Raw genomic sequence first — 14,542 nt, 5'->3', positions numbered from 1 at the left:
CATGATCGCAAAAGTGCTGTGGTGGCACGTTTGTAACAGCCACCGCCAAACTTGACGGCACTTTGTAGGTCGCTAAAGTGGCGGCATGCACGTCAAGCTCACCACCTCCGGAGGCCGCCGCTACGTCCAACTCGTCGAGTCCTATCGCGACGAGGCGGGACGAGTGAAGAAGCGCACCGTCGCCACGCTCGGCCGCGCCGAACAGGTCGATGGGTCGCTCGACGCGGTCATCAACGGCCTGCTGAAGATCACCGGTCGCGAACCGATGGGCGCCAAGCCGCCGGCGCCCACGGTGTCGTTCGAGTCCGCGCGGGCACTCGGTAACGTGTGGGCGCTGACCGAGCTGTGGAAGTCGCTGGGCTTCTCGGAGCTGCGGCGGGTATTTCGCCGTACGCGCCGCACCACGGACGTGGAAGCGCTGATCCGGCTGATGGTGCTCAACCGCCTGTGCGACCCTGAATCCAAACTCGGCGTGCTGCGCTGGGTGCAGACGGTGGCGCTGCCCGACTTCGGGCCGAAGGCGGTCACGCACCAGCAGTTGCTGCGCAGCCTCGATGCGCTGATGGATCATCAGGACGAGGTCGATGCGGTGGTCGCCGGGCTGCTTCGCCCGCTGATCGATCAGGATCTCTCGGTGGTCTTCTACGACCTCACGACGATCCGAAGCGAAGGACTCAGCCAGCAGGCCGGCGACGTGCGCCAGTACGGCATGGCCAAGGAGGGGCTGATTGCCCGCCAGTTCATGCTGGGTGTGGTGCAGACCGCCGAAGGGCTGCCGATCTACCACGAGGTGTTCGACGGCAACACGGCCGAGACGCGCACCCTGCTGCCCACGCTCACCCAGGTGCTCGAGCGCTTCCCGTCGGTGCAGCGCCTGGTGCTGGTGGCCGACCGGGGGCTGCTCAGCCTGGACAATCTCGAAGCGCTGAAGGCCGTGCGCTTGGCCAGCGGCAAGCCGCTCGAATTCATCGTCGCCGTGCCCGGTCGGCGCTACAACGAGTTCATCGAGCTGCTCGAACCCTTCCACGAAGCGCAGTGCGCTGGCGCCACGCAGGAGGTCATCTCGGAGCACACCTGGAACGACCTTCGGTTGGTGGTCGCGCACGATCCCGCGACGGCCGCAACCAAGACCGAGCAGCGCAATGAGCGTGTCGACGCGCTGATCCGCCAGGCGGACCAATGGTCGGGCAAGCTCACCGAGCAGGATGAAGGCGTGAAGCACCGAGGGCGCAAGCTCTCGGACAGCGGCGCCAAGGCGCGCTTCTACCACGCGGTCAGCGAAGCGCACCTGTCGCGCATCATCAAGGTGGATCTGAGCGAGGAGCTCTTCAGCTACCACATCGACGACAAGGCGAAGCGTCTTGCCGAAATGATGGACGGCAAGCTGCTGCTGGTCACCAACGCCGAGGGCCTCGCCGCGCAGAGCGTGATTCAGCGTTACAAGTCGCTCGCCGATATCGAGCGCGGTTTCAAGGTGCTCAAGTCCGAGATCGAGATCGGCCCGGTGTATCACCGCCTGCCCGAGCGGATCCGCGCGCACGCGTCGATCTGCTTCATGGCGCTGATCCTTCACCGGGTGATGCGCAGTCGCCTGAAGGCGGCCAATGCGGGCTACACGCCCGAGCGGGCGCTCGAGCAACTGCAGCGCATCCAGCATCACCGCGTGCGCCTGAACGGCGGCGAGCCGGTGGCGGGGGTGTCGACGCTCAGCACGGAACAGAACGAGGTGCTTCATGCATTGGGGATAGAAAAACCAGCGGCGCCGGAGCAGTTGGCGCTGTTGTAGTGGCATTTTTGAAAGTGCGATCTAGCAAAAACAAGCACTTGCGAGCGTAACTGTCGAACTCGGGAGGCCTAACCATCGGCTCCAGGCGACGTCCTAGTCAGCACTTCGTTCCGTTGGGCGCTCCTGAGATGAAGGGTTGAATGACAGCTTCCCTAAGAGTCCAACGGCAGCAACGGGTCGAAGCGAGCCAGTAAAAGATTAGCAAATGAAAGACCTTGTCCCGCAACGCCAATAACTCCCTCAACGCCTCCCTAAGTGAGTATGAGTAATGAAATACACGCAAAAGATCGCTGTCGTTCTATCAGCACTTACGCTCATCTCCTGTTCTAGTGAGAAAGGAGAGCCACCACTGTCAGCCTCTCAGGAATCGACCGCACACCCCACGGACATTATTTGCTCGTACGCCCCCAGCCAAAGCGCAGTCGTGGCGAACCTCAGTGGTGGGGCAGGTGGCAGCGCCGCAGTAGTCGCTGCGCTAGCGCAAGCACTTGGCCTTTCGGTCGTCCCGCACAGCAGTGGCGCCCTGATACTCACCGGTGGTAGCGGGTACATTGCGGGCACAATTGGGGCTGCTGCTGCGGGGCCGGTCGTCATCGGAGTCGGAGTTCTCGCTGCGGGGTCTGCTGGGGTCGTTGAAATCTTGTGCGCGCCTAAAAACCATCCCGATATGGTGGCAAAGGTGGAGGCCGCTGCTGCGGAGTTCGCGAGCCGCAGCAGTAGGGCGGCGTCTGAGTCTGCTGATGTAGTGCGCTCATTCGTTGCCGAGCGTCGCATCGCGCTCATGAGGACGGGTGAAGAGGCTATCGCTTATGCCAATCGTAAGAGCATCGAAGTCTCAGAAGCCTTAAAGCATGACTAGCCCTGATGCCTGCAATGACGTCTAACCCCTAGCGCAGACAAGCGCGCAAGGGCGTGGTGTTACGCGTCACGCAGCTCGGACGTTGAACGTCAGCTTCTCATAGGCGCTAGTGAGTGTTGCGGGGCGGGTTGAGACTATCGAGGTCGGACTGCCGGACTGCTGCGAAGGTTAGGAGTTAGAGGTCTCACTGCGGCCATGAGCTGCCGGTGACGGTTACATTTTACTTGCGGGTCGATGGCGCTCGTCTATGTTGAAGCCATGGCATGACGACGGGCTCGTGCCGGTCGAAGGAATGCAGTGAGAATCCAGCGCAGCAAGGAGATGTCCTCCATCTGTATGCGTTACGGTCGGTGAGTTTAAGCGTAGCCGAATTTGCCGCGCTGTTAGTAGGAAAAAGCGAGACTCCAAACCCCGTTGGTCGTCATAGCAAATGGCATCCAGTAAACCAGCAATCGAAGAGGTTTCCGGATTCTTGGGCGTAGGTTCGCTCCAGATTCTCGGTGTTTTCTTAATTCTGGACGGCACATTAGGGTTTCTCGCGTTCTTGGAGACGTATGCAAAGACCAGCACCTGGGCGATTCTTGTTACGGTTCCCCTGCTCGTAGTCTCTTACGTTTTCGGCCTTATCTCGAGTTTGGGAACCCAGGCGCTTCTTGAAAGGTTCATTCCGAGCCAGCTCACGCCCGCACTATTCCGTTTAGTCTCCGAATCTAAGAGTGATGCGCTCATGCAGAAGTGGTTCGATGCGGAGCGTCATAGTCTGCTGCTGCACGGATGCGTCGCCGCCTATCTTCTGCTCGCAGTCGGTTCATGGGCCGAAGTATCAATGATGGCGCCATTTGGCTTCGTTGGATACGTTGGGCTTGTTGGAGGCGTGGTTATTGCGCTCCTCTGTCCGCTGCTCGCACGTCGAATTCAGAGGCAAGTTGCGGTCTTTGCGGAAGCTCTCACCGAGCCAGGGGGCACACCCATGGCAAGCGAGATGCCGCCCAACAACGCGCCCAACTTCGACGGTCAGCAAGCTGGCTCCGCCCGCTCGCCGGGCGCCAGCCAGTGTGAACGTTAAGTGGCAGCTCTCCTAAAAGCTCAACAACACCAGCGGGTCGAGACGCTGGCGGGCGGTTCGCCTTGCCGCAGCGAAGAGTGCGGGTCTCAGACCGGCCAGGAGCGGTCCGTCGCTGTTACACTTCAGTTCGCAACTGCTGCGGCCCAAAACATGTTGAATGACAACATCGGAATGAATCCCGGCCTCCCAAAGTTGCTTGGAGTTGACGAGGCAGTCGCCGCTCGAATGCGAGAGCTTCGCGCCCCACACATAGCTCCGCTGACCGCATTCGTTGAAAAGCTTCGGGCGGAAGCGGGTTTGGGAGCGCAGGTTCCCTACTTTGATCCGTGGGACGGCGGGATTGAGGCAACCACGCTATTTCTGCTTGAGGCTCCAGGACGTAAGGCGGTTTTCTCACGTTTCGTGTCCCGGGACAATCCAGACGAAACAGCGAAGAACTTCTTTGAGCTGAATGTCGAGGCCGGGATCGATAGAAAAAGGACGGTAGTCTGGAACGCTGTGCCCTGGTACATCGGCGATGGTCAGAGGATTAGAGCGGCCACGCCAAAGGATCTTGAGGCTGGATTGAGGCCACTTCCACGCCTATTGGCTTTGCTGCCAAGCGTAGATACGGTTGTTCTCGTCGGACGTAAGGCCCAGAAAGCGGCGAGGCAATTCGATAGGGGGAGGTACGCAATCTTCACCTGCCCGCATCCGAGCCCGATGTTCGTAAACAGGTCGCCGGGAAACAGAGGAAAGATTCTTGACGTACTCAGGCAAGTTGGCCTTCATTAACGCATTCCAGCCGACGGACTCGCCACGCTTCAGTCGCCTCTCTGCCGCCGAACGCAGGGTTGGGCGTCACACGAGGTGCTGAGATGATTGACCTTCTGATTGCTGACTCAACGGGCAGCGAACTCGCGCTGACAACCAGCATACGCGATCACTCGTTCGACACAGTGACCTGCTCGCCGCACGCCGACGGTTTCACTGTTCTCAACGGGCTTCTTGGTAGATCAGTGCCCAAGGCGCAGCTCGAAGCCGCGTGTAACGAGACTGTGAGGCGCAATGAAGTTTGTGTCCTTCCGATAGACGTTTCCTCTAAGTGGAGAGTCCTGCTTACACCAGCGTTGCGTTCGCTTGACTCGGACAGTCGCCGAGATGCTTCGCGTCTGATGAAAGATTTGTTCAGCGCGACGCAAACGCAGCAGGTCCGCGCGAATCGATTGCTGATAACTCATTTCGCCTACATCAGAAGATACCCCGAGCCACACATTCAGGGAATTTTCGACGCCCTCAAGGATCTGATGAGCGGTTCATTTCTCGCCCTCGAAGTTCTGGGCTTCGACATCGCCGAGCAGCATCTGGCACGGTTTGAGCGGCAACTATGCGATACGTTTGCAGCCTAAGACAAAGTTAGCCATATCAATCATGGACCCGCGCGTTGCCAAACTGAAAACCCCCAAAGAGTGCGAAATATTCGCTAAGAATGCTCGTGAGCGTGGAGCACCGGAATTAGCCGATGAAGCGAGGCAGCGGGCTGTACAACTCCGAGCAGAAGCTCACGGCGCCACGACAGATGTTGAACGCGAATGCCTTGAGGCCGTGTACGCCTACGAGGAAGTGCTATCTGCGCAGAAGGGAAAGAAAGTACCCGCAGGCCGCACGTGGCCAATGATTGACGAGTACGGCGTCATTCCCGCTGTCGAACGTATCGTGATGAAGAGACAGGAGTCTGTGGGCTTTACCGCGCTCGCAGAAATGGGGCTGGAGGATTTTGCTTTTGAGGCGGTAATTCTTCGCCATCCAGAACAATTCACAGCAGCGGCAGTAGCGCGTTCGCGAGAACGCCTTGGAAAGATCTGAATAGGTCAGAGCTTCCCTAACAGCTACGCTGTTGGGTTCCCTCCGCTCTGTGGGCTCCGGCGGTCGGTTAGCTTCATGTTGAGACTGTAGAGATTCCGTCCTCGTGAACGTCGGCTTCTCGTCGCAGGCGACTGACGGCAGTGGGTCGAACCGGCCCGTGACAGACGAGCAAATGAAGGTTCCGGCCCCGCAACCAGCTATAGTTCATCCTGTCGCAGATCAGTTCGACTTTGAGCTTTGGGCCGAGGCTGGAAAGACCCACTTTGGCTTCCTAAAAAAATAGGCATAACCCTGCAGTCGAGCGGACCTGCGCGAAAAGCCGTGCAGGGCGCTCAGTTCCACGCTAGGCCACACATACGACGCGGAGGTAGCTTGGCAGAACAACAATCGCACTCGATAGGGATGTTCGTCGCCGCAGTGATTGCGGCTATTATCGGCGCACTTGGCTCCGTTGGTGCCGCGTACGTTGGGCTCCTTAAGCCAACAGAGCGGCAGATCGATAACTCAGACAGGTTCATAACGCTAGCTCGTGAAAGTGAGTCATACAAGGCACAAGTTCAGGATCTAACGCGTCAGCTATTAACCCGGCAATCAAATAGCTAAATTACTGAGCGTACCGAACGTACTCATGGCTGAAATACGACCGCACACGATCCGGCATCGCAGCGATGCGTTCCATGCACGTACGCGCCTTCTCGAGAAGTGCGGCGGCGGTCCTGGCAATCCGCCCGGAGCGTATCGTCGTTTTCAGATCCCGGTTCAGGTGCTCATCGGGGTTGAGCTCAGGCGCGTACGGCGGCAGGTAAAACAGCTCGATCTTCTCGGTGTTTTCGGCAGCCCACTCGCGGACACGGTTGGCGCGGTGCACGCGCAAGTTGTCGACGATCAGGAACACTTTACGCTGCGCATCCTGAATCAGGTCCTTCAAGAACACGATGAAGCGCTCCGCATCGATGGCGCCCTCGAAGAACGAGAAGCGCACCAAGCCCTGGTTGGTGATCGCCGAGATCATCGATGTCGATCCGTGGCGACCGGCCGGCAGTCGAAGCTCAGGCGTCAGCCCCGCCATCGAGTAGCCGCGCACCCAGTGCGAGTCCTGGCGAATGGCGGTCTCGTCACCCCAGTAGATCTCGGCATCCTCAGTCTTGGCGCGCGCAACGATCTTCGGATACTCGTCCTCAAGCCACGCCTTGAGCCGGGCCGGATCCTGCTCAAGCGCACGCTTGACCGGCCGCTGCGGCGTGAAACCCCACCGTCGAAGGTACTCGCCGACGGTGCGAATGGGCATGTCGATGCCAAAGAGCTGCTTGATGGCGAGCATGACCGCGCGACGATTCCACAGCGCAAACTCGAGCTGCAGTTGGGCGGGGTTCGAGCCGATGATCTTCAAACGCAGTTGCTCCTCTTGAACCAGCGTCAAAGTTCGCCCCGAGCCATGGCGCCGACCACGTTGCCCGCCCTTGATGACGGCGTCGAGGTCGTCAGCCTGGGCGCGCCGCGCCCATTTCAAAACGGTACCGACATGAACCCCACACACTTCAGCGATGTGCGTCCATGTGTAGCCTTGCTTGCGCAGTAAAAATGCTTGGCGACGAATGTGTTCCAGGGCTTCGGGCGGAAGCTTGCGGGCATCGATCTTTTCCATGCCCGAATTATATCAAAACCTATTTGATTGCCGGGTTAATAAGAGCTGCACAGAGCACTAGCGCTCAGGCAAGGTCTGAGGAAGAGAAGCGACTCGCTGGCGAGATATCGGAGTTGAGAACTAGAAACCAGGAGCTAGTGCAACGAATTCAGTCGCTACTATCGGAGCTCGATGCCCTATCCAAGAGACTAGCCGACACGAAAAGCCCGGGAACACAACCATTGTCAGCAAGTACCGGCGGCGGACCTACACTTGGGCCACAGCAATCCAGTGAAACGCTGGCACGCCCGCAGATGGATCTAAAGATGCTAGTCGGTAGATGGGTTGGGCTCGCGGAATGCAGCAGGGGTGATAGACCAACATCTATTGACGTAGTTTCTGCAAGTGCGTCGGAGCTCAAGGTCAAGTATTCGGATTCACTAAACAATACAGTTGAGGATGCCTTTCTCATACTTCTTCCATCCGCTTCCGGCAAAGCTACGTTTGCATTTCGTACTAAAGATGATCGCTTTATATCCTTGAAGAATGGAGATCGTCTTATCTGGGATGGAAGCGGCCTACTGGTTTCTCCCAGCAACGCATCAAAGCAATGCAAGCTCGCACTAAGGAAGTCATGAGGTTCAGTGATTGTGGCCTGCCGCTGTCGCCCGCTTAGCTCGAACGTTGAATGACAGCTTCCCTGAAAGTTCAACGGCGGCAACGGGTCGGGTCGAGACGCTCGGGGGCGGTCGGCCTTGCCGGATCACAGGTGAAGGTCTCAGTCCGGCCAAAAGCGGTCAGCGGTGGCTACAATTTAACTAGACTCCTCATGAACCTTCTAAGGCATCTGATTCTGCTGCTCAGTAGTTTAGAATTTGAGAAAAATATTCGATAAATCAGGAACCGTAGAGATGCTACCTTTGATTGCTGTACCCCTTCTCCACTCTTCTGGTGCTTGGATCGCATCAACGGCTGCAGGGGGTTATGTTGCGGGTACTTTATCAAGCACGTGGATCGGTGCTTTCATTGCGGGTAATGCAGGAATACTTTCTGGATTGGGGATTACATCAGCCGCTGGCGTTCTCGCTGCGATGGGTGGAGGGTTGTCTAGTGTAGGAGCCGCTTTTGGAAGCGGATTGTCAGCGATTGGATTAGCAGGTGTCGCTCAGAGTTTAGGCCTAGCGCCCGCAACTTTTCTTGGTCTGACAGTAGCGAGTTGGGCTTTAGTCGCCACCGGTGTTGCCGCCGTTGGTGTAGGCTATTTCTTTGCGAGTAAAAAGCTGGCGGAAATCAACCAAGAGCGAGCTAAAGGTGGTCTCTTAGCAGTGACTTGGGCGGAGATCATCGCCGAGGCTCGTGATTATGAGAAGCAAGCGTTGATGAGCATACTAGAGGGCTTGGAGGCTGAATTTCAAGGAGAAATTATTCTAGATCGCTCGAGCGAGACTGCCGTAATCAGGAGTAAAAATTACAAGATTAGCGATCTTAAATACGTTATTGAGAAAAGTGGCAGAGAGTATATTGGCCTGCGTTCCAACATACCCTTCAGAGAGGTCTTACTCTTTGTGGTTAAGAAGCGAAGCGATTAGTTAGATGCCGATAATGTGGCCTTTGATGGAGTTAATTATATTGAGGTGGAAAGTCTGCTTTGGGTCCACCTGAGAGTGTCGTGGGTAGCCTTCCGAGGTGCTGAGTGGGTTCGGCGCTGGAAGTCTCAGCCGGCCATAAGCCGCCATTCACCACCCGATCCGCATAGCGACCATCTGGACGAGGCGGTATGCTTTCTACCTATACGCCAGTAGGGAAGCCATAAGCCGTAAAGGAGATCACCGTGCCGTCATCGCCAATGCTATCTACGACTGAATTGCTGCAAGCGCAGTCACTTGTCAGAGGCCTACAACCCGGAAGATACGAACTGAGTCAGATCTATGGCCCCTCTTGGCTAAGCGTCACCAATCCAACCAATTTCGGAGCAAGATTTAAGGCCTCAGTTATAGCTGGCCAGTTAGAATTTATTGAGCTTTCTGAAAAGAAATCCAACAATCATCAAACGTACGAAATCTTGCGCAGCACTCTGCGAACACAATAGATAAACTACGGAAAATCTATGTCTATAATCGCAAAAACTTTTAAAAACGTACTCCCAGCAATAGTCGGCTTGATGGTTGCCTCATGCGGGACCCAGGAAACTGAGGCAGAGAAGGCGGTGCTGTCGGTTTTGAAAGACCTGGATTCTGCAAAGTTCGGAAAATAAACGAGGATTGACGAGCGAAGTGCTTGCATTACGGTTAACGCAAAGAATGCGATGGGAGGCTATACAGGCGATCAGCAAGCTTCGCTAGTAAAGTACAAAGACTCCGATCGTGGGACGTCCTCAGCATAAGAGAGGGAAGCCACGAGACGTGCATACAAGTTCTTTCGGAAGTAATGAAGACGTCACCCCACTGAAATTTACCGCAATTTCTGCCCAACAATGGGTTGCAGCGGACCATCAAGAAGCTGCGCTTTTTGCCGCCCGCTGACGACGCGCGTTGAACGATGGCTTTCTTCAAGGCTGAACGGCAGCATTGGGTCGGTACTTCCAGTTGGCAGGATGGAGAAGCCGCCGTTCACCGTCGCCCGACGCGCGAACGGCAGGTGACCAACACATTGCTGCCTGACTGCGCCATCAAGCCACCGGCAGTTCCGGCCGACGAGGAGCCACCATCCGTCAAAATCTGGGGTCTGACACTGCTGCCGAACTGAGGAGCTGATCTGGGAGCCTGACGATCCATCGCGCCTATGCTCAGGGCCTCGACACGGACGCCTTGCAGTTGGCGATCAGGGGGTGGCCACAGGCACCCCTCCCATGGGTCGGTGACCTCGGTTCATAAACCTGCACCCTGCCCGTGCTGGTCCCGGGTGCAAGATCGACATCAACTGCAGCCATACGCCCGTCCCGCACGACCGTCCCTGTTCTCGAGTCATCTGACCGCGCCAAGCGGCGGGCACCGACTTATTGATAGCCAGCTTGTCCCCAGTCGCTGGGGAAAGGGATGTGGGAGATCCTGTGGATAAGCGATGGCAGCCCAAGTGGCGAGCCAGATCTACATGCTTGCCTATTCCTGAGGCAGTTACCCTGTGGATGTGGCAGAGGCCCGTAAGAGCAGTGAGCGGTCCGGAAGGCTTGGCCCTCCTGTGCGACAATCCGCCACCGAGTTCCCGTCGCCAGTTGATTGAATCGTCATGACCACCCGCCAAGCCCCCGAAATCTTCCAGATCCCACTCGACGACCTCAACCCGGCGGGCCTGCCGCCGCGCGGGACCCCCGAGTTCGAGCAGGCGGTGATCGGGCGCTACGCGCTCGACTACGCCGCACGCGGCTGGCAGGCCGTGGTGGCGGTCGATGACGCGTTCGTGCGCGTGGTCGCGGTCCCCGAGCGCGGGGTCGAGCCGAAGGCCTACGTGCTGGGGCTGGTGCAAAACGGCTTCCTGGAGGATGCGCTGCCGGTGCTCGAGGCGCTCGACGGCATGCTGGACGACGCCGAGCTCGCCTACAGCCACGGGCTGTGTTTGTCCGAACTGGGGCGACCGGCAGAGGCGGTCGCCCCGCTGCAGCGGGCGGTCGAACTCGACCCCACGCACGCGAACGCGTTCATCGCGCTCGGGGTAGCGTTCGCGCGCACCGGGCGCGCCGACGAGGCGGCCAACGCGTTGCGCGACGCGGTCAAGCTCGAGCCCGAGAACGCCTTCGCCAAGCGCAACCTGGCGGCGGTGCTGATGCGGTCCGGCCGGGCGGCCGAGGCGCTGCCGTTCTTCCGCCAGGCGGCGAGCCTCGCGCCGGCCGATCCGGGGGCGCAGCTCGGGCTCGCGCAGTGCCTGGAAGCGCTCGGGCCGTCGCACGTGAAGGAAGCGGCCGAGCAGTACAAGGCGGTGGTCAAGCGCTTCCCCGAGCACCAGGCCGGCGAGATGGCCGAGGAGGCGCTCACGCGCATCGGTCACGAGGAGATGCGCGCGGCGGTCGACGGCGGCCTGCGCATGGACGCGGTGATGTACATGCAGGCGGCGCAGGACCGCTTCGCCAAGCTCGACCAGGCGAAGGTCGGGCAGATCGTGATGGAGATCGCGCTGCTCGGCCGCAACGGACTCGAGATCAACAAGCCGGCGGTCCGCTACACGCTGCAGAACCTCGAGGGCGAGTTCTCCGGCCTGGCGCTGCTGGCTTACATGCACGTGGGCTTTCGGATGTTCGACGCCAAGGGCGACGCCGGGACCGGGCTCGATCGCGAATACGACGCGGCGGTGAAGATGCGCCGCGAGCGCTGAGCCCGGCAAGGATCCCGACATGAGCCAGCTCCCCGAACGCTACCAGGCGGCGATCGCGCCGCTGATCGGCAAGGCGCGCGAGTTTCTCGAGAAGGGCGAGGAGCTCGCGGCGATGGCCTTCGTCGGCAACTTCACCACCGGCGCCGTGGTGCCGACGCCGCTCTTCGGGCGCGGGCCGGCCGACAAGGACGTCGCGGCGCGCTCGGTGAAGATGCTCGCCGAGCAGCTCGACGCCGACTTCGTCTTCGTGCTGATGGAGGCCTACAGCCTGCGCGCCGACAAGGTCGCCCGCTACGAGGAGATCCTCGACGAGTACGGCTCGCTGGCCGACTGCCCGGCGAGCTGGCGGATCGACGTGGTGAGCCTGTCGCTCGAGACCCGCCACGGCGTGTGGGTCGCCCAGGTGCCGATCAAGCCGAAGGGGATCAGCAAGAAGAAGCGCACGATCGGGGTGCCCGAGTTCCGGCATTACACCGACGTGCGGGGGCGGTTCACGGATTTGCTGCCGGTGAAGGAAGGCGAGGGCGGGCCTTCCGGCCCCCTTCACTGAGGCAGTCGGGGAGGGCGCGCGCATGTGCGGTCGTTATGCCCTCTACGGTCCGGTCTCGCGCCTACGCGAGGCCTTCGACGCGGTGCCCGAAGGCTTCGAGTTCGAGCCGCGCTGGAATGCGGCGCCGATGCAGTGGCTTCCGGTGGTGCGCCAGCGGGCGAACGGCGAGCGGGTGATCCACCGCCTGCGCTGGGGCCTCGTGCCGTCGTGGGCGAAGGACGAGACGATCGCCACAAAGCTGATCAACGCGCGCGGCGAGTCGGTCGGCGAGAAGCCCTCGTTCCGGGCGGCGTTCCGCCGCCGGCGCTGCATCGTGCCGGCGAACGGCTTCTACGAGTGGCAGCAAGTCGCCGGCGGCAAGCAGCCGTTTTACATCCATCCGGTCGGGGGCGAGTTCTTCGCGCTCGCCGGGCTGTGGGAACGCTGGACGAGACCGGCCGACGGCGAGGAGCTCGACACGTTCACGATCGTCACCACCGAGGCCAACGCGGCGATGCGTCCGTTGCACGATCGTATGCCGCTGATCCTGGCGCCGGCGGATTACTGGGCGTGGTTGAACGGGGCGACTGCGGCCGACCAGGTGCAGGCGCTGGTGCGGCCGTGTCACGAGGCGGCGCTCGCGGTGTATCCGGTGGGGAAGGCGGTCGGCAACGTGCGCAACGAAGGCGCCGGGTTGATTCAGCCGCTCGTCTAGCTGCTCTGCTTCCCGTCGCTCGCAAGTTGCGCGTGATTATCGAGTATCAATGGCCGCATCCAGGCCGCCAGTCACGCGGCGACCGAGCTGCCGTCGGCGCGTTCTCATTGTGGGAGAATCCATGCCGTCATCCTCAACAACAAGCACACCCGATGGCGCAAATATCCCCGGCTCTGGATACCCTCCGGCATGATGCCGGCCTGTACCGTGAGCTTGATGTTCTGGACCGCCTGCAGCAGCCGCTGCCTGGCGGTTACGAGGTCTTCCATAGCGTCGCCTGGCAGACCGCGCATCAGGGCGAGGATCGGCACGGCGAGGTCGACCTCGTCGTCCTGGCGCCGAGCGGCAACATCCTCCTGGTCGAGGTCAAGGCCGGCGAGCTCGCGCTGATCGAGGGCAATCTCGTCAAGCTTTACGGGCAACGCGAACGCGATGTCGCCCGCCAGACCCGAGTGCAGCATGCGGCCATGCTCAACCGCCTTGCCGAGGCCGGCCTGCATGCGCACGTCACGGGCTGCGTCGTCCTGCCCGACTACCAGGTGGAAGAGGCTCGCATCGTCTCGATGCCGCGCGAGCGCATCATCGACGCGCACGACTACGCGCATCTTGGTACCCGTGTGCGAGAGCTGCTCGAACATGGCAGCAGTCGCAGCGACGTGGAATCGCTCCGCCGCTTCCTGGGCAACGTCTTCAAGGTCTCGATTGACCTGCAGGTGCTCGGTGACCAGGTGCGGCAGACGAGTCGTCGCCTCGCCGATGGCCTCGCGACCTGGGTTCCGCGCATTGCATCGCCAGCGGGCGTGGTGCGTATCCAGGCGACGGCGGGTTCCGGCAAAACGCAGCTTGCGCTCCGTCTGCTCGACGACGCGGCGGCCGCAGGGCAGCGGGCCCTTTACGTCTGCTTCAACCGCACCCTGGCGGATCACATCGGCCGCATCGCGCCGGCGCGTGCGCGGGTGTCGAGTTTTCATGAGCTCTGCGTGGAGCACTGGCGGCGCACGCAGGGTGAGCCGGACTTCACCGCCGAGGGCATCTTCCAGGCGGTGGTCGAGCGCTACGGCAGGGACGCACAGGACTTCGAGGCGCTGCACGACCTCGTGATCATCGACGAAGGGCAGGACTTCGACCCCGCCTGGGTCGCGAGCCTGCTGCCGCAATTGAAGGAAGACGGGCGGCTCTATCTGCTCGAGGACGAGGCGCAGCGTCTCTATGAGCGCGAGGGTTTCGATCTCGACGGTGCAGTCGCCGTGCGCTGTAACGACAACTTCCGTTCGCCGCGCGCCATCGTCGATGTGATCAACGCCTTGGGCCTGGCGGAGGGTGTGGTCGAGGCACGCAGCCCCTACGTGGGCGAACTCCCGACGTTTCGCGCCTACGACGACGAGCGTGGCCTGCGCCGCGAGACGCTGGCGGCGGTGGAGGCCTTGCGCGAGCGCGGGATCCCGCTTGCCGACATCGTCGTCCTCAGCGCGCGTGGTCACGGGCGTTCGCTCCTGCTCAAGGAGGCGAAGCTGGGGGCGTTCGGGCTGCGGAGGTTTCTGGGGCGATATACCGCCGACGGCGAGCCTGTGTGGTCCGAGGGCGAGCTCCTGATCGAGTCCGTGCATCGGTTCAAAGGACAGAGCGCCATGGGCGTCGTGCTGGCGGAAGTGGACTTCGACAAGCTCGACGAGGCAGCACGCAGGCGCCTGTTCGTGGGGATGACCCGGGCTCAGTTGGGGCTGGAGGTGGTGGTGTCGAGGCGAACAGAGGCGGATCTTGCCGCCTTGCTGTAGGGCGATCCTTCGTTGATCGACGCGGTATTGGATTACGA

General features: G+C 60.4%; 12 protein-coding genes. 11 read left to right on the top strand and 1 reads right to left on the bottom strand.

The features are described from left to right. Positions 1–85 precede the first annotated feature (85 nt). The 5 genes from AAG895_RS09620 to AAG895_RS09600 all read left to right on the top strand — a co-directional run bounded on the left by AAG895_RS09620 (position 86) and on the right by AAG895_RS09600 (position 5,556). Entirely contained in the window at positions 86–1,786 is a 1,701-nt protein-coding gene (locus AAG895_RS09620; RefSeq protein ID WP_345791802.1) for an IS1634 family transposase, read from the top strand. A gap of 1,289 nt (positions 1,787–3,075) precedes the next feature. After that, positions 3,076–3,711 carry a hypothetical protein gene (locus tag AAG895_RS09615; RefSeq protein ID WP_345791801.1) on the top strand — a complete coding sequence of 212 codons (636 nt, stop codon included), beginning with the start codon at positions 3,076–3,078 and terminating at the stop codon, positions 3,709–3,711. 150 nt (positions 3,712–3,861) lie between these two features. Beyond that, on the top strand, positions 3,862–4,485 hold the full coding sequence (locus tag AAG895_RS09610) for a uracil-DNA glycosylase (protein WP_345791800.1): 624 nt from the start codon (positions 3,862–3,864) through the stop codon (positions 4,483–4,485). An 83-nt stretch (positions 4,486–4,568) separates the two neighbouring features. After that, positions 4,569–5,099, top strand: a complete 531-nt coding sequence (locus tag AAG895_RS09605) for a hypothetical protein (protein ID WP_345791799.1) — start codon at positions 4,569–4,571, stop codon at positions 5,097–5,099. A gap of 22 nt (positions 5,100–5,121) precedes the next feature. Further along, positions 5,122–5,556, top strand: coding sequence for a hypothetical protein (locus AAG895_RS09600; RefSeq protein WP_345791798.1), 435 nt, complete (start codon positions 5,122–5,124; stop codon positions 5,554–5,556). Between the two features lie 604 nt (positions 5,557–6,160). On the opposite strand, the gene AAG895_RS09595 is transcribed toward AAG895_RS09600, so the two are convergent. Continuing rightward, positions 6,161–7,201, bottom strand: coding sequence for an IS630 family transposase (locus tag AAG895_RS09595; RefSeq protein WP_345791797.1), 1,041 nt, complete (start codon positions 7,199–7,201; stop codon positions 6,161–6,163). 890 nt (positions 7,202–8,091) lie between these two features. Here AAG895_RS09595 and AAG895_RS09590 point away from each other — a divergent pair. The 6 genes from AAG895_RS09590 (at position 8,092) to AAG895_RS09565 (ending at position 14,504) form a co-directional block, all read left to right on the top strand. Beyond that, positions 8,092–8,769, top strand: coding sequence for a hypothetical protein (locus AAG895_RS09590; RefSeq protein ID WP_345791796.1), 678 nt, complete (start codon positions 8,092–8,094; stop codon positions 8,767–8,769). 949 nt (positions 8,770–9,718) lie between these two features. Further along, on the top strand, positions 9,719–9,925 hold the full coding sequence (locus AAG895_RS09585) for a hypothetical protein (RefSeq protein ID WP_345791795.1): 207 nt from the start codon (positions 9,719–9,721) through the stop codon (positions 9,923–9,925). A 480-nt stretch (positions 9,926–10,405) separates the two neighbouring features. After that, the gene (locus AAG895_RS09580; RefSeq protein WP_345791794.1) at positions 10,406–11,485 is read left to right on the top strand and encodes a tetratricopeptide repeat protein; all 1,080 of its coding nucleotides are present in this window, start codon (positions 10,406–10,408) and stop codon (positions 11,483–11,485) included. A gap of 19 nt (positions 11,486–11,504) precedes the next feature. Continuing rightward, on the top strand, positions 11,505–12,035 hold the full coding sequence (locus tag AAG895_RS09575; RefSeq protein WP_345791793.1) for a hypothetical protein: 531 nt from the start codon (positions 11,505–11,507) through the stop codon (positions 12,033–12,035). Positions 12,036–12,057: 22 nt separating this feature from the next. Next, a complete protein-coding gene (locus AAG895_RS09570; RefSeq protein ID WP_345791792.1) occupies positions 12,058–12,729 on the top strand; it encodes an SOS response-associated peptidase in 672 nt (223 codons plus the stop codon). A gap of 32 nt (positions 12,730–12,761) precedes the next feature. Beyond that, on the top strand, positions 12,762–14,504 hold the full coding sequence (locus tag AAG895_RS09565) for an NERD domain-containing protein (protein ID WP_345791791.1): 1,743 nt from the start codon (positions 12,762–12,764) through the stop codon (positions 14,502–14,504). The last annotated feature ends 38 nt before the right edge of the window (positions 14,505–14,542 follow it).

Source organism: Thauera sp. JM12B12, assembly GCF_039614725.1.
Classification (GTDB): domain Bacteria; phylum Pseudomonadota; class Gammaproteobacteria; order Burkholderiales; family Rhodocyclaceae; genus Thauera.
This window is presented reverse-complemented; position numbering and strand designations above follow the sequence as displayed.

Bases quoted from the DNA above. Each gene is read 5' to 3' on its own strand.
- AAG895_RS09620 (WP_345791802.1), top strand. From the start codon at position 86: ATGCACGTCAAGCTCACCACCTCCGGAGGCCGCCGCTACGTCCAACTC.
- AAG895_RS09615 (WP_345791801.1), top strand. From the start codon at position 3,076: ATGGCATCCAGTAAACCAGCAATCGAAGAGGTTTCCGGATTCTTGGGC.
- AAG895_RS09610 (WP_345791800.1), top strand. From the start codon at position 3,862: ATGTTGAATGACAACATCGGAATGAATCCCGGCCTCCCAAAGTTGCTT.
- AAG895_RS09605 (WP_345791799.1), top strand. From the start codon at position 4,569: ATGATTGACCTTCTGATTGCTGACTCAACGGGCAGCGAACTCGCGCTG.
- AAG895_RS09600 (WP_345791798.1), top strand. From the start codon at position 5,122: ATGGACCCGCGCGTTGCCAAACTGAAAACCCCCAAAGAGTGCGAAATA.
- AAG895_RS09595 (WP_345791797.1), bottom strand. From the start codon at position 7,201: ATGGAAAAGATCGATGCCCGCAAGCTTCCGCCCGAAGCCCTGGAACAC.
- AAG895_RS09590 (WP_345791796.1), top strand. From the start codon at position 8,092: ATGCTACCTTTGATTGCTGTACCCCTTCTCCACTCTTCTGGTGCTTGG.
- AAG895_RS09585 (WP_345791795.1), top strand. From the start codon at position 9,719: ATGGCTTTCTTCAAGGCTGAACGGCAGCATTGGGTCGGTACTTCCAGT.
- AAG895_RS09580 (WP_345791794.1), top strand. From the start codon at position 10,406: ATGACCACCCGCCAAGCCCCCGAAATCTTCCAGATCCCACTCGACGAC.
- AAG895_RS09575 (WP_345791793.1), top strand. From the start codon at position 11,505: ATGAGCCAGCTCCCCGAACGCTACCAGGCGGCGATCGCGCCGCTGATC.
- AAG895_RS09570 (WP_345791792.1), top strand. From the start codon at position 12,058: ATGTGCGGTCGTTATGCCCTCTACGGTCCGGTCTCGCGCCTACGCGAG.